At 61.7% G+C, this 23,150-nt stretch carries 20 protein-coding genes; 15 read left to right on the top strand and 5 right to left on the bottom strand.

Translation table 11 applies throughout. The features are described from left to right. Nucleotides 1–29 precede the first annotated feature (29 nt). The 4 genes from purH (at nt 30) to PSH96_RS03095 (ending at nt 6,747) form a co-directional block, all read left to right on the top strand. Nucleotides 30–1,637 carry a bifunctional phosphoribosylaminoimidazolecarboxamide formyltransferase/IMP cyclohydrolase gene (purH, locus tag PSH96_RS03110; protein ID WP_305457432.1) on the top strand — a complete coding sequence of 536 codons (1,608 nt, stop codon included), beginning with the start codon at nt 30–32 and terminating at the stop codon, nt 1,635–1,637. A 169-nt stretch (nt 1,638–1,806) separates the two neighbouring features. After that, nucleotides 1,807–3,099, top strand: a complete 1,293-nt coding sequence (purD, locus tag PSH96_RS03105; RefSeq protein WP_305457430.1) for a phosphoribosylamine--glycine ligase — start codon at nt 1,807–1,809, stop codon at nt 3,097–3,099. Between the two features lie 115 nt (nt 3,100–3,214). Continuing rightward, nucleotides 3,215–5,986 (top strand): hybrid sensor histidine kinase/response regulator, encoded by a 2,772-nt coding sequence (locus PSH96_RS03100; RefSeq protein ID WP_305457427.1) that lies wholly within the window; start codon nt 3,215–3,217, stop codon nt 5,984–5,986. A 164-nt stretch (nt 5,987–6,150) separates the two neighbouring features. Continuing rightward, a complete protein-coding gene (locus tag PSH96_RS03095) occupies nt 6,151–6,747 on the top strand; it encodes a MarC family protein (RefSeq protein ID WP_017136752.1) in 597 nt (198 codons plus the stop codon). Here the strand turns inward: PSH96_RS03095 and PSH96_RS03090 are convergent. From PSH96_RS03090 to cobG, 5 genes are all read right to left on the bottom strand, one after another. Then, complete coding sequence (locus tag PSH96_RS03090; RefSeq protein ID WP_305457425.1) at nt 6,744–7,520, bottom strand: hypothetical protein; 777 nt, start codon at nt 7,518–7,520, stop codon at nt 6,744–6,746. The genes PSH96_RS03095 and PSH96_RS03090 overlap by 4 nt on opposite strands. Nucleotides 7,521–7,758: 238 nt before the next feature. After that, a complete protein-coding gene (cobJ, locus tag PSH96_RS03085; RefSeq protein WP_305457423.1) occupies nt 7,759–9,396 on the bottom strand; it encodes a precorrin-3B C(17)-methyltransferase in 1,638 nt (545 codons plus the stop codon). Next, nucleotides 9,396–10,127, bottom strand: a complete 732-nt coding sequence (locus tag PSH96_RS03080) for a precorrin-2 C(20)-methyltransferase (protein WP_305457421.1) — start codon at nt 10,125–10,127, stop codon at nt 9,396–9,398. Before PSH96_RS03080 ends, cobJ begins: the two co-directional genes overlap by 1 nt. After that, entirely contained in the window at nt 10,127–10,753 is a 627-nt protein-coding gene (locus PSH96_RS03075) for a precorrin-8X methylmutase (protein WP_017136756.1), read from the bottom strand. Before PSH96_RS03075 ends, PSH96_RS03080 begins: the two co-directional genes overlap by 1 nt. Continuing rightward, complete coding sequence (cobG, locus tag PSH96_RS03070) at nt 10,746–12,092, bottom strand: precorrin-3B synthase (protein WP_305457418.1); 1,347 nt, start codon at nt 12,090–12,092, stop codon at nt 10,746–10,748. The genes PSH96_RS03075 and cobG overlap by 8 nt, the downstream gene beginning before the upstream one ends. A 38-nt stretch (nt 12,093–12,130) precedes the next feature. On the opposite strand from cobG, the gene cbiE reads away from it, so the two are divergent. The 11 genes from cbiE (at nt 12,131) to PSH96_RS03015 (ending at nt 23,043) form a co-directional block, all read left to right on the top strand. Next, on the top strand, nt 12,131–13,336 hold the full coding sequence (cbiE, locus tag PSH96_RS03065) for a precorrin-6y C5,15-methyltransferase (decarboxylating) subunit CbiE (RefSeq protein ID WP_305457416.1): 1,206 nt from the start codon (nt 12,131–12,133) through the stop codon (nt 13,334–13,336). Beyond that, complete coding sequence (locus tag PSH96_RS03060) at nt 13,333–14,058, top strand: cobalt-precorrin-6A reductase (RefSeq protein ID WP_305457414.1); 726 nt, start codon at nt 13,333–13,335, stop codon at nt 14,056–14,058. Before cbiE ends, PSH96_RS03060 begins: the two co-directional genes overlap by 4 nt. Nucleotides 14,059–14,184: 126 nt before the next feature. Next, on the top strand, nt 14,185–14,463 hold the full coding sequence (locus tag PSH96_RS03055) for a hypothetical protein (RefSeq protein ID WP_305457412.1): 279 nt from the start codon (nt 14,185–14,187) through the stop codon (nt 14,461–14,463). Then, the gene (locus PSH96_RS03050) at nt 14,460–14,735 is read left to right on the top strand and encodes a hypothetical protein (RefSeq protein ID WP_305457411.1); all 276 of its coding nucleotides are present in this window, start codon (nt 14,460–14,462) and stop codon (nt 14,733–14,735) included. Before PSH96_RS03055 ends, PSH96_RS03050 begins: the two co-directional genes overlap by 4 nt. A gap of 413 nt (nt 14,736–15,148) precedes the next feature. Then, a complete protein-coding gene (locus PSH96_RS03045) occupies nt 15,149–15,505 on the top strand; it encodes a DNA-binding protein (protein ID WP_305457409.1) in 357 nt (118 codons plus the stop codon). Nucleotides 15,506–15,781: 276 nt separating this feature from the next. Further along, entirely contained in the window at nt 15,782–16,177 is a 396-nt protein-coding gene (locus PSH96_RS03040) for a DUF2946 domain-containing protein (RefSeq protein ID WP_305457407.1), read from the top strand. Between the two features lie 46 nt (nt 16,178–16,223). Continuing rightward, on the top strand, nt 16,224–16,706 hold the full coding sequence (locus PSH96_RS03035) for a copper chaperone PCu(A)C (RefSeq protein WP_305457406.1): 483 nt from the start codon (nt 16,224–16,226) through the stop codon (nt 16,704–16,706). 10 nt (nt 16,707–16,716) lie between these two features. Further along, nucleotides 16,717–17,127 (top strand): DUF2946 domain-containing protein, encoded by a 411-nt coding sequence (locus tag PSH96_RS03030; RefSeq protein WP_305457404.1) that lies wholly within the window; start codon nt 16,717–16,719, stop codon nt 17,125–17,127. Between the two features lie 93 nt (nt 17,128–17,220). Beyond that, nucleotides 17,221–19,281, top strand: a complete 2,061-nt coding sequence (locus tag PSH96_RS03025; protein ID WP_305457402.1) for a TonB-dependent copper receptor — start codon at nt 17,221–17,223, stop codon at nt 19,279–19,281. A gap of 117 nt (nt 19,282–19,398) precedes the next feature. Next, a complete protein-coding gene (locus PSH96_RS03020; RefSeq protein ID WP_305457401.1) occupies nt 19,399–20,781 on the top strand; it encodes a PepSY domain-containing protein in 1,383 nt (460 codons plus the stop codon). 153 nt (nt 20,782–20,934) lie between these two features. Next, nucleotides 20,935–23,043, top strand: coding sequence for a TonB-dependent siderophore receptor (locus PSH96_RS03015; RefSeq protein ID WP_305457400.1), 2,109 nt, complete (start codon nt 20,935–20,937; stop codon nt 23,041–23,043). Nucleotides 23,044–23,150 lie beyond the last annotated feature (107 nt).

Below are 23,150 nucleotides of genomic sequence, written 5' to 3'. Positions count from 1 at the left end.
TGACTCCTTTGCTTTTGATGGAAATTGAAATGACCGACCAGACCACCCGCCTGCCGATCCGCCGCGCCTTGATCAGTGTCTCCGACAAGACCGGGATCCTCGAATTTGCCCAGGAGCTGGAAGCTCTGGGCGTGGAAATCCTCTCCACAGGCGGGACCTTCAAACTGCTGCAGGACAACGGCGTGGCCGCAGTAGAAGTCGCGGACTACACCGGTTTCGCGGAAATGATGGACGGTCGGGTCAAGACCCTGCACCCGAAAATTCACGGCGGGATCCTCGGTCGTCGCGGTATCGACGACGCCATCATGAGCGAACACGGCATCAAGCCGATCGACCTGGTGGCCGTTAACCTTTACCCGTTCGAAGCCACCATCAACAAGCCAGGCTGCGACCTGCCGACCGCCATCGAGAACATCGATATCGGCGGCCCGACCATGGTTCGCTCGGCAGCCAAGAACCACAAAGACGTGGCCATCGTGGTTAACGCCAGCGACTACGCCGACGTACTGGAAAGCCTGAAAGCCGGCGGCCTGACCTACGCCCAGCGTTTCGACCTGATGCTCAAGGCGTTCGAACACACTGCTGCCTACGACGGCATGATCGCCAACTACATGGGCACCGTGAACCAGGCCGCCGAGACCCTCTCGACCGAAGACCGCAGCCAGTTCCCGCGCACCTTCAACAGCCAGTTCATCAAGGCCCAGGAAATGCGCTACGGCGAGAACCCGCACCAAAGCGCGGCGTTCTACGTTGAGGCCAAGCCTGCCGAAGTCGGCATCGCCACCGCGACCCAGCTACAAGGTAAAGAACTGTCCTACAACAACGTGGCCGACACCGACGCCGCGCTGGAATGTGTGAAGAGCTTCGTCAAGCCGGCCTGCGTGATCGTCAAGCACGCCAACCCGTGCGGCGTGGCCGTGAGCCCGGACGCAGAAGGCGGGATTCGTCAGGCCTACGAACTGGCCTACGCCACCGACACTGAATCCGCGTTTGGCGGCATCATTGCCTTCAACCGTGAGCTGGACGCCGAGACCGCCAAGGCGATCGTCGAGCGCCAGTTCGTCGAAGTGATCATCGCCCCTTCCGTAAGTGAAGAGGCCCGCGCCATCGTCGCCGCCAAAGCCAACGTACGCCTGCTGGCCTGTGGCGAGTGGTCGGCGGACCGCGCCGCTGCCTGGGACTACAAGCGCGTCAATGGCGGCTTGCTGGTGCAGAGCCGCGACATCGGCATGATCGGCAGCGAAGACCTGAAGGTCGTGACCAAACGCGCCCCGACCGAGCAAGAGATCAACGACCTGATCTTCGCCTGGAAAGTGGCCAAGTACGTTAAGTCCAACGCCATTGTCTACGCCAAGAACCGCCAGACCATCGGTGTCGGCGCCGGCCAGATGAGCCGCGTGAACTCGGCGCGTATCGCCGCGATCAAGGCCGAGCACGCAGGCTTGCAGGTTGTGGGTTCGGTGATGGCTTCCGACGCGTTCTTCCCGTTCCGTGATGGCCTGGACAACGCCGCGAAAGCCGGTGTGACCGCCGTGATCCAACCGGGTGGCTCGATGCGTGATGCTGAAGTGATCGCGGCCGCTGATGAAGCGGGCATCGCGATGGTCTTCACCGGCATGCGCCACTTCCGCCACTGATTCAACATTGCCTGGTGGGCACTGGCTTCTGTGGGAGCTGGCTTGCCTGCGATGTGTACAACTCGGTGTTTCAGTGCGACCGAGGTGATGCTATCGCAGGCAAGCCAGCTCCCACAGAAAAGCAGCCCACAGTGCTCCCAAGAATTGAGCGTCATCCGAGGTTTTTGAAATGAATGTTTTGATCATTGGCAGCGGTGGCCGTGAACACGCCCTGGCCTGGAAAGTTGCCCAGGACCCACGCGTCCAGAAGGTTTTCGTCGCCCCCGGCAACGCCGGCACCGCCATTGAAGCCAAGTGCGAAAACGTCGCTATCGACGTGCTGGCGCTTGAGCAGCTTGCTGATTTTGCCGAAAAAAATGTTTCCCTGACCATCGTCGGCCCGGAAGTACCGCTGGTTGCCGGCGTTGTGGACCTGTTCCGCAGCCGTGGCCTGGACTGCTTCGGCCCTACCGCCGGTGCCGCCCAGTTGGAAGGTTCGAAAGCCTTTACCAAGGACTTCCTGGCTCGCCACAAGATCCCGACAGCCGACTACCAGAACTTCACCGAGATCGAGCCGGCCCTGGCTTACCTGCGTGAAAAAGGCGCACCGATCGTGATCAAGGCCGATGGCCTGGCCGCCGGTAAAGGCGTGATCGTCGCCATGACCTTGCAGGAAGCCGAAGACGCCGTACGCGACATGCTCGCCGGTAACGCGTTTGGCGATGCAGGCTCGCGTGTGGTGATCGAGGAATTCCTCGACGGCGAAGAAGCTAGCTTCATCGTGATGGTCGATGGCAAGAACGTATTGCCGATGGCCACCAGCCAGGACCACAAACGTGTTGGCGATGGCGACAGCGGCCCGAACACCGGCGGCATGGGTGCTTACTCCCCTGCCCCGGTCGTCACCGCCGACGTGCACAAGCGCGTGATGGACCTGGTGATCTGGCCAACCGTGCGCGGCATGGCCGACGAAGGCAATGTGTACACCGGTTTCCTCTACGCAGGCCTGATGATCGACAAAGCCGGCAACCCGAAAGTGATCGAGTTCAACTGCCGCTTCGGCGATCCGGAAACCCAACCGGTGATGCTGCGCCTGCAATCGAGCCTGGTGCTGCTGGTGGAAGCCGCCCTGGCCCAGGCACTGGACAAGGTTGAAGCACAGTGGGATCCGCGCCCAAGCGTCGGCATCGTACTGGCGGCCGGTGGTTACCCTGCCGACTACGCCAAGGGCGATATCATTGAAGGCCTGGACGCGGCTGCTACGCTGGAAGGCAAGGTGTTCCATGCGGGCACCGCGCTCAAGGACGGCAAAGTTGTAACCGCAGGTGGCCGTGTATTGTGTGCCACCGCAATGGGTGCCAATGTCGACGCCGCGCAACAGCAAGCGTACAAACTGGCGGCAAAAATCGACTGGAAAGGTTGCTTCTACCGCACGGACATCGGCTATCGCGCCATTGCCCGTGAACGCGGCGAGAACAACTGAACAGCTACGCTAGTGTAGCTATCCGTTCGGCTAGGTAAGGGCCCCTGGCCCTTGCCGTACCCATGTCGCCCCGCGCATAGTTAACCCGTGCATCAACCTACGAAGGGATTTCGCCGTGCGCTGGCTCAGGATCGCCATAGGTTTTACAGTCAGCTTGCTGACCCTGCTCTGCTTGTTCCCGGCCCAGGCCGCCGCACAAGGCAGTGGCTGGGCAGTATTGCTTGATGAACAGGCCGACCTGCAACTGAGCGACATCCGCTCCGCCCGCTACACCAATCAATTCAGCCCCATCGAACTCGACCGGATTACCGCCGCGGAGCCGGACGGTGCGTTGTGGGTACGTTTCAAGCTGCAACCCGGCAAGCACGAACAAGTGCTGCGCGTATTCGCCCCGGACCTCTCGCACCTGAACCTGTATGTGCTGGACGGCGACATGCTGGTGGAGCAGCAAAGCACCGGTACGCGCCAGCCCCAGGCGGAACGCCCGCTGCCCAGCAGCGATTTCATGCTGCCGATGCCCCAGAGCCAGAAGCCCCTTGAGGTGTATCTGCGCCTGGTCTCGGAACACGAACTGCGCCCTTATATCACCCTGGAACCGGCCGTGCTCGCCGCCGCCGACCAGACCCAGACGCTGATCTACGGCCTGCTGTTCGGCTGCCTGTTGATGCTGATCCTGCACAACCTTACACGCTTCGCCTATCACCGTTCGCGCAGCAGCCTGTGGCTGGCGGCGTGCGAAGTGCTGTTGGTGCTGAGCCTGGCGCTGTTGCTCAACCTGGTGGGGCCGTGGCTGCCGAACTGGCACGCCGTACAAACCCCGGGCGCCTACCTCGCGCTGCTGCTGACTGCACCGTGCGGGCTGATGTTTGCCTACCGCTTCTTCATGCCCTTGGGCCCGCACCCGCTGAACAAGCTGCTGATGGCCGACATTCTGCTGATCGTGCTGTGTGGCCTGCTGCTGTTGTTCGTCAACACATTGCCGCTGAACATCATCACCTATGCGCTGGTCGCCCTGGCGGGCTTGAGCATGTTGTTTGTCTCGGCCTACCACTGGCAGAAAGGCTACCGGCCGGCGCGCTTGTTTGTGGTGGCGATGGTAGTGTTCAACATCGGCACCCTGATCATCCTGCCCGCCCTGCTGGGCCTGACGCTGGTGGCGCCGCAAGGCCTGATCGTGACCCTGCTGAGCTTTATCTGCCTGAGCGGCCTGCTGATGAGCCTGGCCCTGGGCGAACGCCAGCGCGCCATTGTCGAAGCACGCTTCAGCCTCAGCCGCGACCTGGCAGCCAGCAACGCCGAGATCGCCGCCAAGGCCGAATTCCTGGCCAAGATCAGCCACGAAATCCGCACCCCTATGAACGGCGTGCTGGGCATGACCGAGTTGTTGCTGGGCACGCCGCTGTCGGTGAAGCAGCGCGACTATGTGCAGACCATCCACAGCGCCGGCAATGAGCTGCTGACGCTGATCAACGAGATCCTCGATATCTCCAAGCTCGAGTCCGGGCAGATCGAACTGGACGATGTGCAATTTGACCTCAACGCGCTGATTGATGATTGCCTGAGTATCTTCCGCGCCAAGGCCGAGCAGCAGAACGTCGAGCTGATCAGCTTTATCCAGCCGCAGGTGCCCCGCGTGATCAGCGGCGACCCCACACGCCTGCGCCAGGCGCTGTTGAGCCTGCTGGAAAACGCCCTGCAAAAAACCGATGAAGGCGAAGTGCTGATCGTGGTCGCCCTCGACGAACGCAGCACCAAGCCACGCCTGCGCATCGCTGTACAAGACAGCGGCCTGCCGATGGACGCCGCCGAACGCGACGCGCTGCTGCACAGCGAACTGCACAGCAAGAACTTCCTCTCGGCCACGCGCCTGAGCGGCCACCTGGGCCTGGTCATCGCCCGCCAGTTGATCCTGTTGATGAACGGCGAGTTCGGCATCAAGAGCGGCAGCCACCAGGGCAGCACCCTGTGGCTGACCCTGCCACTGGACCCGGAACGCCTGGAACACCCGACCTCCGACCTCGACGGGCCGCTCAAAGGCGCGCGGGTGTTGGTGGTCGATGACAATGACACTTGCCGCAAGGTGCTGGTGCAGCAATGCACCGCCTGGGGCTTGAACGTCAGCGCCGTGCCGTCCGGCAAAGAAGCCCTGGCGCTGCTGCGCACCAAAGCGCACCTGCGCGACTACTTCGACGTGGTGCTGCTGGACCAGAACATGCCCGGCATGACCGGCATGCAACTGGCGGCGAAGATCAAGGAAGACCCGAGCCTGAACCACGACATTCTGCTGATCATGCTCACCGGCATCAGCAATGCGCCGAGCAAGATCATCGCGCGCAACTGCGGGATCAAACGCATCCTCGCCAAGCCGGTGGCCGGCTACACACTCAAGACCACCCTGGCCGACGAACTGACCCAGCGCAGCAAAGGCGCAATTGCCCCGCGCCCTATGCTCAGCGCGCCGGCAGCGGTGACCGTGCCGAGTGATTTCAAGATCCTGGTGGCTGAAGACAACAGCATCTCCACCAAAGTGATTCGCGGCATGCTCGGCAAGCTCAACCTCAACCCGGACACCGCCAGCAACGGCGAAGAAGCGTTGGAGGCGATGAAGGCCCAGCGTTATGACCTGGTGTTGATGGACTGCGAAATGCCGATCCTCGATGGTTTCTCTGCCACCCAACAATTGCGCGCCTGGGAAGTCAGCCACCAACGCATTCGCACGCCCGTGGTGGCGCTCACGGCGCATATCCTGACGGAACATAAAGAACGCGCACGCCAGGCCGGCATGGATGGGCATATGGCCAAGCCGGTGGAATTGTCGCAGTTGCGTGAGCTGGTGGAGTTTTGGGTGGCGCAGCGTCAGCAGCGGCCGGAACACGCCCCCTCCTGACCTGAAATACCATCCCAATGTGGGAGCGGGCTTGCTCGCGAATGCAGTGTGTCAGTCAATGCATCTTTAACTGATCCACCGCATTCGCGAGCAAGCCCGCTCCCACATTTGATCTGCGTCGCCTGATAGACTCTCCCCTCCTCCCCCGCCCGCGAGCCGCGCCCATGCTCCACGTGTTATTCAGCGTCTACCTGAAAATGCTGGTGCTCTACAGCCCGTTCTTTGTGCTGTCCTGCTTTATCAGCCTGACCCGTGGCTACTCCAGCAAAGAGCGGCGGCGCCTGGCCTGGAAGGTCGCGTTGGCCACGCTGGTGTCGAGCGTGTTGCTCTACCTGTTTGGTCGGGTGATTTTCAGTGTGTTCGGCATCACCGTGGATGCCTTTCGCATCGGCGCCGGCAGCGTGCTGTTTATCTCGGCCCTGGGCATGGCCCAGGGCAAGTCGGCGGTGCAGACCGACAATGTGCAGCAGGACGTGACCATCGTACCGCTGACCATCCCGCTCACGGTCGGCCCAGGCACCATCGGTGCGCTGTTGGTGATGGGCGTGAGCCAGCCCCACTGGGATGACAAGTTCATGGCGATCGTCAGCATTGCCCTGGCCAGCTTCACGGTTGGTGTGGTGCTGTATTTGTCCAACCGTATCGAACGCATACTGGGTGACCAGGGCTTGCAGATTGTCAGTCGGTTGATGGGGTTGTTCGTGTGTGCGTTGGCCGCGCAGATCATCTTTACCGGTGTGCGCGGTTACCTGGTGCCTTAAATCCGGTACTTCGCGATCGCCAGCCGTACCTTGTCGCCAGCACTCTCGCGCATCAGCTGGATGGTTTTTTCGTTGACCACTGAGGTATTGAGCACCAGGCAAGTCTGGCCGCTGAAAGCCTCGACCGAAGCGCTGTCCCACTCCAGAAACGGCAGGCCCATCTGTTTGCTCACACCGTGGGTGCTGTAAGTCGCCAGCACCATCATCAGTTCCCCCTCCGTTTCAGCACAGGACGCCAGGCCGAAATCGCCGCCCTGGTGCACCGTGCTATTGCGCTTGAACAGCTCAAACGACGCAGGTTGTTGCTTCAAGGCCTGCAACGCATCCGCCGCCAGTTTCGGCAGCGCCGCCAGCAATGGCCCTCCCAGTGAGGCCGCCGCCAGCGCGGCGATAATATTCAGCGCCGTCACTTGCACCGTCAGGCCTTTACCGGAGCTTGAGACCCGCTTAAAAGCGCTGCGCACCGGCAACCAGCCCAGGCTGACCATCACCTTGATAAATTCGTCATACCACGCCTCGCTGCCGCGTTGAACCTTCAATACATCACTCACATAACTGCTGGCCAGCAGGTAGCTTTTACGGATGTATTCACGGTTCAGCGCCGACATGCCCTCGATAAACGAGATCACGCCGTTGTTCACCACGGCGGCATTGCTGTCATCTTCCGCGTCCAGCGGCGCCGGGCGCTTGGCTCCCGGCGCCCCTGGCAGCTTGTAGGCAGCAATCAACTTGCGCCTTTTAGCACTGATGATCCTTTTGTGATGTCGCTCCATTTTTCAGTTCTCCACAAGCACCCCACATGGGGCTTGTCTTCACACTAGTCCAGCCGCTGGCGCACTTTCCAGACCACAAACATCGCTTGGCGCACGCGTCGAAAAAACGTCACCCAGCAATAACGCGGCATACCGGTAGACCTTCCTTTTTTCATCGACAAAAAAAGAAAAAGCCCCGAACAACAGCAGGTTTTCACCCAGCGTTACTCGGAGCTTGCTTACCTGTCGCGGGCTGTTTTCAGGACGCGGGCTTCTCGCCATACCAGCGCGGCGTGTACACCCATTCGCCGCCTCCGGCGCGGGGGAATACGCAGGTGGTGGACGAGCCGATCAGCACCATGGTGCGCATGTCCACTTGCTCAGGCGTCAATTGTCCCAGCGTAGTGACACGCAGGGTCTGGCCTGGGCGGCCGATGTCGCGACCCAGCACCACCGGTGTTTCGGGCGTGCGGTGCAACGCGACGATTTCCAGGGCGCGCCCCAACTGCCACGGCCGCGAACGCGAAATCGGGTTGTAGAACGCCAGCGCCAGGTCGGCCTGGGACGCAAGGTCCAGGCGTTTTTCGATGATCGACCAGGGCTTGAGGTTGTCCGACAGCGACATCACACAGAAGTCATGCCCCAATGGCGCACCCGCCTGCGCGGCCGTGGCCAGCGAGGCTGAGACGCCGGGCAGGATCTCCAGTTCGACCTGATGCCAGGCCGGCTCGCCGGATTCGTGCAACGCCTCGAGCACCGCCGCCGCCATGGCAAATACGCCAGGGTCGCCGGACGACACCACCACCACCGAACGGCCTTGAGCAGCCAACTCGAAGGCATGGCGAGCGCGTTGCATTTCTTCGCGGTTATCGGTGCAGTGTTGCACCTGATCGTCGCGGAACGGCCCGGCCATGCGCACATAGGTTTCGTAACCCAGCACATCGGTGCAACGCGCCAGCTCGGCCTTCACCGCCGGCACCATCAACTCGGCCGCGCCAGGGCCCAGGCCGATCACGGCAAGGCGGCCACGGGCACGGCCGACGTGCGACAGGTCCAGCGGTTGCTCTGCCACGGTGATCACGATGTCCGCGTCTTGCGCCACCTGTGCAAAACGCAACGGCACACCCAGCGCCAATGCGGCTTGCTGCAACGAGGCGTCGGCCATCTGCGTGTCGCTGGCCAACAGGCAGGCCAGGGATTGCACGGCGATGCCTGCGTCATGCAAAGCCGCTCGCACCCGCTCAGCCAAATCCACCCCAGGCTTACAGGTGACACACACCGTCTTCGGATAAATCAGCAATTCATTGGCAGCCAGCACACGCTCGGCACTGCCCACGTGAATCGCCAGACGTGCATGCTGATCCTGCGGCAAATTCGCCTGGTCCAGCCACGGCGCCACGCCTTCGATGCGCACACTTTCGCCGGCCAGCAGGTCCGAGACAAACCGCTTGCCCAGTTCCAGGTCCGCCAACGCATAACCCGCAGGCGGGTTGAGCAGGCAAGTACCAAAACGCAGCTCGCCGCTGGTGGTGATCGCCGCAGCAACGCCGAGTGCCGCGCCAATCTCTCGCGCCATCAGGTTCACACCGCCTAGGCCGCCGAGCAACGGCACCACGGCGCTGCCATCTTCCGCCACGGCCAGCACGGCAGGCTCTTCGCCTTTTTCCAGCATCAGCGGCGCCAGCGTGCGGATCACGATACCGGCAGCACACAGGGCAATCAGGGGCGTGCCTTGTTGGTAAAGCTGACGCAGGGTCGCGCCGAACTCACTGTAGGTCTGGTCCGCACCTTCAACCCGCCCGGCCAAGCCGTGGATCAGCGCGCCGGGATACACCTGCGCGATCCTGCGCGCCGTCGCCAGGCTGCCCTGGCCGAGAATCACAATCGCCGGGCGCATCAACCTTGCCACCTTTCACCCGGCACGATGATCAGCGAGAAGTACGGCGAAGACGCCGGGTCGACCTGATCCAGCGGCACGATCTTCTGGTTAGCCATGGTCGCGCGCTCTACATACAGCGCACGCTCGGCCAGACCGAGTTCTTGCAGCACCTGGCGCACCTTGGGGAAGTTGCGGCCCAGCTTCATGATCACGGCGGCATCGGCGTCCGCCAGCCGGCGCTTGAGGTCTTCGTGGGGCAACACACCGGAGAGCACCGACAGGCTCTGGTTGCGATACACCAACGGCGCGCCAAGCACCGAAGCGCCGCCGAGCATTGAGCAGACGCCGGGGATCACCTGGGCTTCATAGCGCTCGGCCAAACGGTCGTGCAGGTACATATAGGAACCGTAGAAGAACGGATCGCCTTCGCAGATCACCGCCACATCACGGCCAGCGTCCAGGTGCGCGGCTACGTCGAGGCTGGCGTTGTCGTAGAAGTCGCTGATGATCTGCTCGTAAGACATCGGCGCCGGCAGCACTTCGGTGGTCACCGGGTACACCAGCGGCATCAGCGTTTGCTGCGCGACCAAATGGTCTTCGATGATGCCAAAAGCGTTGCCCTTTTTGCCTTTGGCCACGAAATACGCCACCACCGGCGACTCGCGCAGCAGGCGCAGCGCCTTGAGGGTGATCAGCTCGGGGTCGCCGGGGCCAACACCCAGGCCAATCAAACGTCCGCGTGCCGGCATTATTCGACCTCCGTGGCCAAGGCGTTGACCGCTGCGGCGGCCATCGCGCTGCCGCCCAGGCGGCCTTGCATGATCACAAACGGTACGCCACGGCTATCGGCCGCCAGCATCGCCTTGGATTCGGCAGCGCCGACAAAACCCACCGGGAAGCCGAGGATCAACGCCGGTTTCGGCGCGCCGGCATCGAGCATTTCCAGCAGGTAAAACAGCGCCGTCGGGGCGTTGCCGATCACCACCACGCTGCCTTCCAGGTGCGGACGCCACAGTTCCAGCGCGGCAGCTGAACGGGTGTTGCCCAGCTCCCGCGCCAGCTCCGGCACGCTGTCGTCGCGCAAGGTGCAGATCACCTGGTTATTGGCCGGCAGGCGCGCGCGGGTCACGCCTTCGGAGACCATGCGCGCATCACACAAAATCGGCGCGCCGGCCGCCAGCGCATCGCGCCCGGCCTTGCCTGCGCCTTCGGAGAACTGCAGGCCGTCGATGGCGTCGACCATGCCGCAGGCATGAATCACCCGCACCGCGAGTTTTTCCAGGTCGGCAGGAATGCGCTCCAACTTGGCTTCCGCGCGAATAATGGCGAAGGAGTTGCGATAGATCTCCTGACCGTCGCGGATGTAATCAATCATCGGTGTTGCTCCGTGTGCGGCCGCGTAACAGGGCGCCCGCCGCTTCAATGGAAAGAGTGCGTGCGTGCAGCCGGCCGAAACCGGGGTGGGCTGCCTCGCGAAAATAGACGTCGTAGTGGCCGGGGCTTACCGCCAGCAAGGTGACCGGCGCAGTGTGCGCGGCGGCGCAGGAGCGTGGGCAGCCGGACAGGTGTACGTCGTGGCCGGGTTGCAGCGCAGCCAGTTGCAGCGCATCGGCCTTGGTGTCGGCCAGGCCTTTGCCACAGCCACTTGAGCCGGTGCAGGCGATCATGCGCGCCAGCGGTTGGTCGACTGAACAGAGAAAGCCCAATTGCTCCAAACCTTCAGTCACGGCGCCGTGGTTTTCAAGGTTGGGCAGCAGTACGCCCTGCCACGGTGTGAAACGCAACGTACCGTCGCCAAACTCTCGGGCCAGCTGCGCGGCACCTTTGAGCATGCTCGAATCCAGACGCCCCAGCGGCGCAACGGCGGCGACGTAGAACAGTTTTTTTTGCCGCTGTGGATAAGTGCCCAGGTGCAACAAAGCCCCACCGGCCGGGCGCTTGAACCCATCCACCGGCAGTAACGGCAGGCTCAGATGGGCCAGCAAGTTATCCACAGCCAGATGACGCATGCGGGTTTGCGTCGGGGTTGCCAGGTCGAGAAACGCTTCCAGCACGGCCACGACCAGGGCATGGCCTTGCTCCAGCGGCACAGCGGCCAAGGGTGCATCCAAGCCTGGGCAACCGGCCAGGCCGAAAGCCAAAAGTGTCTCGCCCGCCTGCTCAAACGCCGACAGCCACAGGTCATGGTGATGCTCGAGCATCGCCAAGGCTTCACCGCCATCCAGCTGCACGGCGAATTTGGCCGACAGTTCATGGAACCGTGGATGATTTTGCAGGGTAGTGAGGAGCTGATCCGCCAGCGGCCGGGTGTCGAACAGCATCTGCGGGTCGATGCCGGCGCTGGGGCTGAGCATCAGGTTGCGCACGTCGTCGCCGGCCGCGTTGCTGGGGCCAAGCCCGGCGGCCAGCAGCAGGGCGATCAATGCATCCTGCTCGGCGCCAATCCCGCGAATCTGCAGGTTGGCGCGGTTGGTGGCTTCGATCACCCCGCCCGCATAGGCCTGCGCCGCGTCGGCCACGGCAATCGCCTGGGCGGCTGTGATAGAACCGCCGGCCAGTTTGATCCGGCAAATCCCGCCATCCAGGGCCTGGACGATACGCAGCAACCCCGGACAAGCCGAGGGGCGCAAGGTATTCAGAGCAGGCGTTGGGTTCACGGGGCTACCGGTTGACGGGTAAAGGCGCGGTATTATGCCTGCTTTGTCCGGCGGCATGAAAAGCCTGCCCGTCGGATGTCGTTCAAGGAATTCTTATGTCGCCCTGGCTGACGGTTGTAGGCATCGGTGAAGACGGCTTCAAAGGCTTGGGCAGAAACGCCCGGCACGCCCTGTTGCGCGCCACCCGGATTATAGGCGGCCAGCGCCAGTTGGACCTGCTGCCCGTGTGTATTGGAGGCGAGCGCCAGCTCTGGCCAAGCCCGTTTTCCCTGGAGCCGGTGCTGGCAAGTCGCGGCGAGCCGGTGTGCGTGCTGGCCAGCGGCGACCCGATGTTCTATGGCGTAGGTGCCAGTCTGGCGCGCCAGGTGGCGGCTGAAGAACTGCTGATTTTACCGGCGCCGTCCTCCGTGTCATTGGCGGCGGCGCGCTTGGGCTGGCCATTGCAGGAGGTGGTGACGTTATCCGTGGTGGCGCGGCCGTTGGCGGCGATTAATGTGCACCTGGGCAGTGGCGTGCGGTTGCTGGTGCTGAGTAATGATGGGCGCAGCCCTGCGGCGATCGCCGCGCTGTTAGCCGAGTCCGGATTTGGGCTCAGCCGGTTGAGCGTGTTTGAACACTTGGGCGGCGCAACCGAACAGCGCATCGACGGGCTGGCTGCTGATTGGCAACACGCCTCGGTTGCGGATTTGAATCTGGTGGCCATCGACTGCGTGGCCGACGCCAACACCCCGCGCTTGTCACGCCTCGCCGGGCTGCCGGATTCGGCCTTCAAACACGACGGTCAACTGACCAAGCGCGATGTACGCGCCATGACCCTCGCCCGCCTTGCGCCGATGCCCGGTGAATTGCTCTGGGACGTGGGCGCGGGCAGCGGCTCCATCGGCATCGAGTGGATGCGCGCGCATCCGAGTTGTCGCGCACTGGCGATTGAAGCCGATACGGGGCGCCAAAGCCTGATCGAACATAACCGCGATGCCCTCGGCGTGCCCGGCCTGCAACTGGTTCGCGGCAAGGCGCCTGAGGCGTTACTTGGCCTGCAAGCACCGGACGCGATCTTTATCGGCGGCGGCGTCACCCGCGACGGCGTGCTCGACACCTGTTGGCAACACCTGCGTCCCGGTGGGCGTTTGGTCGCCAATGCGGTGACCCTGCAAAGCGAAATGACCTTGATGGCGTGGCGCGCTCAACATGGCGGCGAGCTTACGCGCATCCATGTGGCCCAGGCCCAGCCGTTGGGTGAGTTCGACACCTGGCGCCAGGCGCTGCCGATCACCTTGCTGGACGTGGTCAAGCCGCTATGAAACGCATCCTGTTGTTGGGCGGCGTCACCGAAGCGCTGGCCATCGCCCGCACGCTGGGGCCGGAGCATATCTATAGCCTGGCTGGGGTTGGGCGCGTGCCGACCGACCTCACCTGCCAAGTGCGGGTTGGCGGCTACGGCGGGCATGCAGGCTTGGCGCAATTTGTTCGCGATGAGCAGATCAGCCTGATCCTTGATGCCACCCACCCTTACGCGGCGCAGATCAGCCAAAACGCTGCCACGGCGGCAACAGAGTGCGGCATTCCCTGCTGGGCGTTGCGACGTCCGGCGTGGCAGCCGCAGGCGGGTGATGACTGGCGCGAGGTGGGGGATTGGGCTGAACTGATCGAAGCCTTGAAGCGCTTCAAACGTCCGTTGTTCACCTTGGGACGCGAGCCCTTGCAGCACCTCGACGAAATCCCCGCCGACCAGTTCTGGACGCTGCGCGCGCTGGATGTGTATCCGGGAAATGAGCGCTGTGAAGTCATCGGCGCGCGTGGGCCGTTTCTGATTGAGGACGAGCGCGCGTTGTTTGAACGGCGTGGAATTGATGTGTTGATCAGTAAGAACAGCGGCAGCGCGGCGACCGAGCCGAAGCTGGAAGTGGCACGCAAGCGTGGCGTGCCGGTGCTGGTGTTGAAGCGGCCGGTGTTGGCTGGGGTGGATCGAGAGCTTTTGTCGCCCGCAGAAACAATCGATTCATTGGCAGATTTTCTTCGATAGATCAGGATCGTTAGCAGCCTCTGGCAATTCTAATTGTTACCTCAAGGGACGGCGATGAACCAACAACACGAAGTGCTACACTCCAAGAATAATTCAAGCCAGACTCAATTATACTCAGGAGCTGACATGATAGAAGTTAAAGAGGCCGTACAAGTTGCCAAGGCAGCCGCCAATGATTTTCTTGGACAGGACACCGTACTACAGGACCTCATGCTTGAAGAGGTGGAGCTCAATACAGAAAATAAAACATGGGCAATTACACTTGGCTACAACACGCCGGACGCAAATAAATTTGAAAGGCTAGGCGCTGCTTTAGCCGGAAAAATGCAAACCAGAAAATACAAAACGTTCATTATTGATTCGGAAACCGGTGAGTTCCGCGCCATGAAGATTCGTGAAGTATGATAGATGCCTATTTAAAACAATACCGGAGAAAAGGAATCATAGTCGACACCAACCTACTGCTCCTGGCCTTGATAGGCGGCACACCGAGCATTTTTGAGTTCAAAAGAACAAGTGGCTACACCGAGAAAGATTACCAGCTCCTGCTCAACGTCATTGATCAGTTCGAAAAGCTTATTACAACGCCGCATATTCTGGCAGAAGTCAGCAACCTGACCAATGGGCTTTATGGCAGAAAGTTGCAGGACTTCTATAGCACCTTGAAAGAATCATGATCAACCATCATTGAACTTCATAGCCCGGCACTGGATATCAGTCGCGACTACGAGCTGTCGCCCTACGGCCTTACTGACGTTGGCATTATCGCTCTGGCGAAGGATAATTATCTGGTTTTGACGGATGACTTGAGAGTCGCAGGCTTCGCTCACCAGCACTGTGTCGATGTGGTGAACTTCAATCATATCCGGGAAGCCAGTTGGGCTTTCTAAACCAATAACACAGCAAAGTCTGTATCAGCCAATACATCCCGCACCTGCCATACCCCGCTGCCTCAACATTCAGGTTGTGCAGAGGCTCAACAAGAAGCGGCCTACATAAGCACCGGAAGCAGCTGACTACCGGGAAACGTATTCCCCTGGCGATGATCCTCAACATTTCGTCCAACGAGGTTAAGCATGAGGCTGATCACATGGCTAAAAATTCCCGCGCCCGACGCTCGACTCGACCTGTTGAACTCACGATTATCGAGCACGTCAGCACCAACCCAGAGTTGGCGCACGCACTAGGCCTGGAAGCCAACGCCATGGACTCAGTCGCGCCTGAAGTGGCTGACCGGCTCAACCAAAGGCTGAAAAAAGCCCAGCCCCCCTGCGACCGTACGGCAACGCTCAGTCCTTTCAACATCGTCGACCATCTTCATACACAAGAGGATATGGAGGTTTATCTGCAAGCCTGTATTGAAGAGGACCCTGGCGATGGCTCTTTGATACGCAGGGCGCAGCAGGACATTGCTCGTGCAACTCGCATGCTCAACACCAAGCCATAGCCAAACACACACCAAACGGTGGGAGCTGGCTTGCCTGCGATAGCATCACTTCGGTACTGCTGGAAAACCGAGTTGCCCGCATCGCAGGCAAGCCAGCTCCCACAGGGTTCAGCGTCACGCTGGAGATCGCGACCCGTCGGTAAAATTGGCAATCTGCGGTTCCCGGCTATCATGAAGGCAACCACTGCGACACCAAACCACACCGGCGCTTTTTACTTATGCCCCCCGATCAGGCTAAATACCCACCTGATCGCTTAACCCTACGGATTGTCCGCCATGGCCCGTCAACGCTTTGCAATTGTGTGGATCGCCTGCTTTGCAGTGCTGTTCAACGCCTTTGCCATGCCGATGGCCAGCGCGATGCAACAGTCCCAGGACCCCGCACAGCAATTGCTGTGGGGCAGTTTCTGTTCGTCCAATGGCGCCAGTCTCAAGACCATAGCCTTGGGCACGTTGGACATTCCAACGCCGCCCCAGGAAGATCATTCCGCCATGCAGCATTGCTGGTGCTGCTCGGGCTCACCGCCGCTAGTGGCGTTGCCGGGGCATGTGCCACAGCTGTATGTCACGCGTTTTGATGCGGTGCCGGGCCTGCCGCCGCCCGCACTGCAAGCCCCGACTCCGCGCCAGCAATGGCCGAGCCTTAACCCCCGCGCCTCTCCAACGGTCTGATTTCTTCGCAAGTGAACTGCGTTTAGAACCGTTCTGGAGAACTGCCATGCTTAAATCTTCCCTGCTGCTGGCCGCCTTGTTGCTACCGGTGTTCAGTGCTGCCAATGCCGACGACTACAAGGCCGGCGACCTGCTGGTCAGCGATCCCTGGTCCCAGGAATTGCCACCGAATGCGCCGACTGTCGCTGCCTATTTTGTGATTCATAACCAGGGCGACAGCGCTGATCGCTTGCTTAGCGTCGACACGCCTGTGGCGGCCAAAGCCGAGCTGCATGAGCATGTGATGCAGGGCGACTTGATGAAGATGCAACAAGTGCCCAGCGTTGCCGTACCGGCCAAGGGTGATCTGACCTTCGCACCGATGGCCTACCACGTGATGCTGCTGGGCCTGAAAGACCGCAGCCAACTGCGCGACGGCCAGCACTTCCCACTCACCCTGAACTTCGAAAAAGCCGGCCCGGTGCAGGTTGAAGTCTCGGTACAAAAAGCGCCGCCGATGGCCGGCCACGAGCCTATGCACGCCCAATAGGCCAACGTAAATGGGCGCCCCTCGCGCCAGGTTGTCGCCACACCGCCGCAGGCCCATGAGCCTGGCGCGCGGCAGTTGGATCAGCCTGTTCGCCATGCTGATGATCTTTATCGGTCCGCTGATTTCCCAAGCGATGCCGATGGACCATCACGCCGGTATGTCGATGGAAATGTCCATGGACATGCCGTCGAGCAGCCATGGCGAACACAAGCAAGCCCCCAGCGAACACCACGCCCTCTGGGCAAAGTGCGGGTATTGCGACCTGCTGTTCAGTTGCCCGGCTCTGCCCGGCAGCGTCTCCCATGTCAGCCTCGGCACCCCGCCACCGGCGAATGCCCTGACGCCCGCCACCCGCCTGGGCCACGCCCGGCAAAGCATCTTCCCCGGCGCCCGCAGCCGCGCCCCGCCCATCGCTTCGTAAGCACTTCACAGCATCACTTCACACCGGCCGACTTCAGACAGACAGCCGCAGGCTGCTGGCCGTGTTGTTTACGATTGATTGATGGAATTTGTCATGTCCAGGTTTTCTGCTGACTCCCGTTTGGGATGTACCCCCGTTCTCGCCGTTCTGTGTGCCGCGTTGTTGGCATCACACGCGCAGGCTGAGGATCACGAACTGAGCCCCACGGTAATCACCGCGATCGCCCCCAGCTCGCCGCTGACCGTGATCACCAACCCCAAAGACCCACGCCAACCGGTGCCCGCCAGCGACGGCGGCGACTACCTCAAGACCATCCCCGGCTTCGCGCTGGTGCGCAACGGCGGCACCAATGGCGACCCGGTGCTGCGCGGCATGTTCGGTTCGCGCCTGAATATCCTCACCAATGGCGGCATGATGCTCGGCGCCTGCCCGGGGCGGATGGATGCGCCCACCTCGTATATCTCACCGGAAACCTACGACAAGCTCACCGTGATCAAAGGCCCGCAAACCGTGCTCTGGGGCCCCGGCGCGTCCGCCGGCACCATCCTGTTCGAGCGTGAGCCCGAGCAATTCGGCGAGCTGGGCACGCGGGTCAACGCCAGTGTGCTGGCTGGCTCCAACGGGCGCTTCGACAAGGTGGTCGATGCCGCCGCCGGAGGGCCTTTGGGCTATGTGCGGGTGATCGGCAATCAGGCCCACGCCGATGACTACAAGGACGGCAACAACGACACCGTCGCTTCGCGCTACGACAAGTGGAATGGCGATGTCGCCGTCGGTTTCACCCCCGACGCCGACACCCTGCTTGAGCTCACCGCCGGCCGTGGCGATGGCGAAGCGCGCTACGCCGGGCGCGGCATGGATGGCTCGCAGTTTCTGCGCGAAAGCCTGGGGCTGCGCTTTGAAAAATCCAATATCGGTGAGGTACTGGATAAGGTCGAAGCGCAGGTCTACTACAACTACGCCGACCATGTGATGGACAACTACAGCCTGCGTACGCCGTCGGGCACCGGCATGATGGCCGGGCCGATGGCTTCCAACGTCGACCGCCGCACCCTCGGCGCACGCATCAAGGCGATCTGGCGCTGGGCCGATGTGCAACTGATCAGCGGCCTGGATGCGCAGACCAATGAGCATCGCCAGCGCAGCAGCATGGGCATCGATACCTACAAGGATCTGCCACGGGTCAAGGATGCCAATTTCCACAACTACGGCGTGTTCAGCGAGCTGACCTGGTACGCCGCCGACCGCGATCGGTTGATCACCGGCGCGCGCCTGGACCGCGCCTCGGCCAAGGATTTCCGCCAGCGCACGGGCTCAGGAATGATGTCGCGCCCCAACCCGACCGCCGACAACACTCGCGCTGAAACCTTGCCATCGGGCTTTGTGCGTTATGAGCACGACCTGGCTGACACACCCACCACCGTCTACGCAGGGCTCGGCCATTCGGAGCGTTTCCCGGATTACTGGGAGCTGTTTTCGCCCAACACCGGCGCGGTGGGTTCGGTGAATGCCTTTGACGGCGTGAAGCCGGAGAAAACCACCCAACTCGACTTCGGCGCGCAGTACAAAACCGCCGACCTGGAAGCCTGGGCCTCGGGTTATATCGGCCGGGTGCAGGACTTTATTCTGTTCGACTACAAGCCCGGCATGATGGGCACCACCTCCCAGGCGCGCAACGTTGACGCGCGCATCATGGGCGGTGAATTGGGCGCGGCGTACAAGCTGACCCAGCAATGGAAGGCCGATGCCAGCCTCGCCTACGCCTGGGGCAAGAACACCAGCGACGGCAAGGCGCTGCCGCAAATGCCGCCACTGGACGCGCGTTTGGGCCTCACCTACAGCCAGGACGACTGGAGCGCCGGCGCCTTGTGGCGTGTGGTCGCGGCGCAAAATCGCATCGACCAGAACAAGGGCAACGTGGTCGGCAAGGACTTCGACAAAAGCAGCGGTTTTGGCGTGTTCTCGTTGAACGCGGCGTACCGCATCAATAAAAACTTCAAGGTCAGCACCGGCGTCGACAACCTGTTCGGCAAAGCCTATGCCGAGCATTTGAACCTGGCCGGTAACGCAGGCTTCGGCTACCCGGCCAACGACCCGCAAGCCATCAAGGAGCCTGGGCGTACGCTCTGGACCAAAGTCGACATGAGCTTCTAAGGGCATCGCAGGCAAGCCAGCTCCCACAGGGGAATGCATTCCAAGTGTGGGAGCTGGCTTGCCTGCGATAGCGGCCTGACAGACAAAAAAATATCTAAAGCCTTGCGGAGCCTAATGATGACCACCCCAAAAATTTCCTTCTACAACCTGGCCTGGCGCTGGCACTTCTACGCCGGCCTCTTCGTCGCCCCTTTCATGGTGTTGCTGGCCCTCACCGGCATCATCTACCTGTTCAAACCCCAGCTCGACCCGCTGATGTACGGCAACCTGCTCAACGTGCAAAGCGCCGAGCACGCCCTGAGCGCCGATGAACAACTGCAACGCGCCCAGGCAGCCTTTCCCCAAGGTAAAATCAGCAAATACCTGCCACCCGCCGACGCCACCAGCAGCGCGCAATTGGTGATGCACAACGATGGCCGCGAAGTGACGGTATTCGTCGACCCGTATCGCGGCACCGTCCTCGGTGAACAGGATGCCAAATACAACCTGCAAGCCATCGCCCGCGCGCTGCATGGCGAACTGATGATCGGCACCGTGGGTGATCGCCTGGTGGAACTCGCCGCCGGTTGGGGGGTGATGCTGGTGGTGTCCGGCGTGTACCTGTGGTGGCCACGCGGCAAGTCTTCGGCGGGCGTGTTGTGGCCACGGCTCAACAGCCGTGGCCGAGTGTTCTGGCGCGATATGCACGCGGTCGCCGGTTTCTGGGGCGCGGCATTCTTGCTGGTGATGCTGCTTAGCGGCATGACCTGGACCGGTTTCTGGGGCAAACAATATGCCGAGCTGTGGAATAAGTTCCCGGCGGCAATGTGGAACAACGTGCCGCAGTCCGACCAGCAAGCGCGCAGCCTCAATACGGCCAGCCAGCAGACCGTGCCGTGGGCCATGGAAAACACGCCAATGCCGATGTCCGGCGACCACGCCGAACATATGAACCATGGCGCCATGCATTCAGGCCCTGCCGCGCCGACTGTGCGCCTGCAACAAGTGGTCGACCTGGCCAACGCACGCAAGGTCGAACCCGGCTACAGCATCACGTTCCCCACCACCGCCGAAGGCGTGTTTACTGTCGCGGTGTTCGCCAACGACCCACGCAATGACGCGACCCTGCATGTGGACCAGTACACCGGCAAAGTGCTGGCCGATGTACGTTGGGAACACTACAACCTCGTCGCACGCGCCACCGAAACCGGCGTGATGCTGCATGAAGGCAAGATGTTCGGCTGGGTCAATCAGCTGATCGTGCTGGTGATCTGCTTGATGATTCTGCTCAGTGCGGTGAGTGGCGTGGTGATTTGGTGGAAGCGTCGGCCACACGGCGGGCTGGGCGTTCCGCCGTTGCGCCATGACCTGCCCAAGTGGAAAACCGCGATGGTGATCATGCTCGCGCTGGCGATTATTTTTCCGCTGGTGGGCGCTTCGTTGATCGTGGTGTGGGCATTGGATCGCCTGGTGCTGGCGCGCCTTTTCAACCAACGTGAATCTGCCTCAGGTTCTGCATGAGGCAGGCGAGATGCCCACGCCAGAGGCTTTCTATAGGCTTGCGCGACTTTTGTCGCGCAGTCAATAAGTGTTAACTTATAACACTTTCTGCGTTATCGTTGCTCGCCGCGCCCTGCGGCGAGCACACCCTTTCAAGAAGCGATTGATCGACCGATGAACAAGTACCTTGCGTGCGGCGTATGCCTGCTCGCCCTGCACAACAATGCCCAGGCGCTGACCCTGCCCGCCAGCCCAGTGACCGCGCCCGCCGTGGATGACGAACGCGTCGACCTGAACACGCCGACCACTGCCGGTTCGCGCCTGAACCTCACCGCCTTGCAAACCCCGGGCAGCGTCGAGAGCCAGACCGGCGAGAAGATCCGCGAACGCGGCGACGCCAGTGTGCAGGAGGCCATCTCCCGCGCCACCGGCATCAGCCGCACCGGCTCACCGGGCGACGGCGGCACTTCATTGCAGGCCCGTGGTTTTAGCGGGCAAAGTTCGGTGCTGCAGCTGTACGACGGGCAGCGCATGTTCGATGGTGCAGGCACGTCCACCTTCCCGGTGGACACCTGGTCGGTTGAGCGCGTGGATGTGCTGCGCGGCCCGGCCTCGGTGATGTACGGCCAGGGCGCGACCGGTGCGGTGATCAATACCATTGCGAAGAAGCCGTTCAGCGGCGAGATCGAAAACCATGTGCGCCTGGGCTACGGCTCCGATGACCGCCAGCAGCAAGCCCTGGACAGCGGCGGCTCGCTGACCGACACCCTGAGCTACCGCCTGAACGTCAACCGCCTGCGCAGCAACGGCTTCATCGCACGCGGCGACTCCGCCAGCGACTTCGTCAGCGGCGCGCTGCGCTGGCAGCCGGCCGACAACCTGAGTTTTACCCTGGCCCACGACTACGGCGACCAGAGCCCGCAGAACTATTACGGCACGCCGTTGATCAACGGCCAGTTGCACAAAGGCCTGCGCGACAAGAACTACAACATCAGCAACGACAAACAGCACTACAACGACCAGTGGACGCGCCTGACCAGCGAGTGGCAGATCAACGATAACGTCACCGCCACCAACGAGCTGTCGTACCTGAAAAACCAGCGCCGCTGGCAGAACGCCGAAAGCTACAACTACGTGAATGGCGGCCTGGTGCGCCAGGACTACCTGGGCATCAAGCACAACCAGGAACAGGTCGGTGACCGTCAGACGTTCACGTTTAAACACACGCTGTTGGGCCTCGACAGCCAAACGGTGACGGGCGTCGAATACAACCGTATTCGCTTCCGCTTGGCCAGCAACGCGCCGTTTAACGACGTGCCGGGCGGCGGCCAACCCGTGGACATTCAGCACCCGGTGCCGCAGCCGTTTGAAAGCAGCAGCCCATTCATCCCCCAAGCGGTCACCACCACCAAACAGCTCGCGGCCTTCGCCGAAAACCGCCTGCAATTGACCGACAAACTCTCGCTGATCACTGGCGCGCGCCGCGACTACCTGCACATCGATAGCCATGACCTGACGGCCGCGAACCAAGACTCCGACAAGACCCTGACCGGCAACAACTGGAAGGCCGGCCTGGTCTACGCAATCACCCCGAACACCTCGGTTTACGGCCAGTACGCCACCAGCACCGACGGTGTCGGCAGCCTGATCAGCCTGAGCCCGAGCCAGCAGCAGTTTGGTTTGTCCACCGCCAAACAGGCCGAAATCGGCTTCAAGCAGGCGTTCTGGGACGCGCGTGGCGAATGGACCCTGGCGGCCTATCACATCGTCAAAAAGAAACTGTTGGTGAGCATTCCCGGCACCACACTCAAGGAGCAAGTCGGCCAGCAATCGTCCAACGGCCTGGAAGCCAGCCTCGACCTGCAACTGCCCCACGCCTGGCAGTTGCAAGCCAACGCGGCCATTGTGCGGGCGCAGTACGATGACTTTTCCGAAGTGGTCAACGGCCAGGCGGTTTCCCGTGACGGCAATCGCCCGGTTGACGTGCCCAACCGCACCGCCAACCTGTGGTTGAGCAAGGCGGTGAGCGATGACATTCGCGCCGGTGCCGGTGTACGTTACGTCAGCGCCCGTTATGCCGATACCGCCAACAGCAGCGAAGTGCCGAGCTACACCGTGGCCGACGCCACCGTATCGTGGAAGGCCATGCGCAATACCACCCTGGGCCTTGAGCTGAACAACCTGTTCAACCGCACCTACGCCGTCAGCCAGTACAACAATGGCCAACAGTGGATACTGGGTGAGCCGCGTTCGTTCTTCGTCACGGCGGACTACACCTTCTAACCGATACACAACACCGCTCCCCTGTGGGAGCTGGCTTGCCTGCGATGCGGTCTGCCTGACACACCGCTATCGCAGGCAAGCCAGCTCCCACCGTTAACTGTGTTGAA

This window comes from Pseudomonas sp. FP2338 (genome assembly GCF_030687515.1).
In the GTDB taxonomy this organism is placed as follows: Bacteria; Pseudomonadota; Gammaproteobacteria; order Pseudomonadales; family Pseudomonadaceae; genus Aquipseudomonas; species Aquipseudomonas salomonii.
This window is presented reverse-complemented; position numbering and strand designations above follow the sequence as displayed.

Excerpts from the sequence above, each read along its gene's own strand:
- cobJ (WP_305457423.1), bottom strand. The coding sequence starts at position 9,396 with ATGCGCCCGGCGATTGTGATTCTCGGCCAGGGCAGCCTGGCGACGGCG.
- PSH96_RS03055 (WP_305457412.1), top strand. The coding sequence starts at position 14,185 with ATGATAGAAGTTAAAGAGGCCGTACAAGTTGCCAAGGCAGCCGCCAAT.
- PSH96_RS03040 (WP_305457407.1), top strand. The coding sequence starts at position 15,782 with ATGGCCCGTCAACGCTTTGCAATTGTGTGGATCGCCTGCTTTGCAGTG.
- purH (WP_305457432.1), top strand. The coding sequence starts at position 30 with ATGACCGACCAGACCACCCGCCTGCCGATCCGCCGCGCCTTGATCAGT.
- PSH96_RS03020 (WP_305457401.1), top strand. The coding sequence starts at position 19,399 with ATGACCACCCCAAAAATTTCCTTCTACAACCTGGCCTGGCGCTGGCAC.
- PSH96_RS03025 (WP_305457402.1), top strand. The coding sequence starts at position 17,221 with ATGTCCAGGTTTTCTGCTGACTCCCGTTTGGGATGTACCCCCGTTCTC.
- PSH96_RS03090 (WP_305457425.1), bottom strand. The coding sequence starts at position 7,520 with ATGGAGCGACATCACAAAAGGATCATCAGTGCTAAAAGGCGCAAGTTG.
- PSH96_RS03035 (WP_305457406.1), top strand. The coding sequence starts at position 16,224 with ATGCTTAAATCTTCCCTGCTGCTGGCCGCCTTGTTGCTACCGGTGTTC.
- PSH96_RS03015 (WP_305457400.1), top strand. The coding sequence starts at position 20,935 with ATGAACAAGTACCTTGCGTGCGGCGTATGCCTGCTCGCCCTGCACAAC.
- PSH96_RS03050 (WP_305457411.1), top strand. The coding sequence starts at position 14,460 with ATGATAGATGCCTATTTAAAACAATACCGGAGAAAAGGAATCATAGTC.
- PSH96_RS03045 (WP_305457409.1), top strand. The coding sequence starts at position 15,149 with ATGGCTAAAAATTCCCGCGCCCGACGCTCGACTCGACCTGTTGAACTC.
- cbiE (WP_305457416.1), top strand. The coding sequence starts at position 12,131 with ATGTCGCCCTGGCTGACGGTTGTAGGCATCGGTGAAGACGGCTTCAAA.
- PSH96_RS03030 (WP_305457404.1), top strand. The coding sequence starts at position 16,717 with ATGGGCGCCCCTCGCGCCAGGTTGTCGCCACACCGCCGCAGGCCCATG.
- PSH96_RS03095 (WP_017136752.1), top strand. The coding sequence starts at position 6,151 with ATGCTCCACGTGTTATTCAGCGTCTACCTGAAAATGCTGGTGCTCTAC.
- PSH96_RS03060 (WP_305457414.1), top strand. The coding sequence starts at position 13,333 with ATGAAACGCATCCTGTTGTTGGGCGGCGTCACCGAAGCGCTGGCCATC.
- PSH96_RS03075 (WP_017136756.1), bottom strand. The coding sequence starts at position 10,753 with ATGATTGATTACATCCGCGACGGTCAGGAGATCTATCGCAACTCCTTC.
- cobG (WP_305457418.1), bottom strand. The coding sequence starts at position 12,092 with ATGCCGCCGGACAAAGCAGGCATAATACCGCGCCTTTACCCGTCAACC.
- PSH96_RS03080 (WP_305457421.1), bottom strand. The coding sequence starts at position 10,127 with ATGCCGGCACGCGGACGTTTGATTGGCCTGGGTGTTGGCCCCGGCGAC.
- purD (WP_305457430.1), top strand. The coding sequence starts at position 1,807 with ATGAATGTTTTGATCATTGGCAGCGGTGGCCGTGAACACGCCCTGGCC.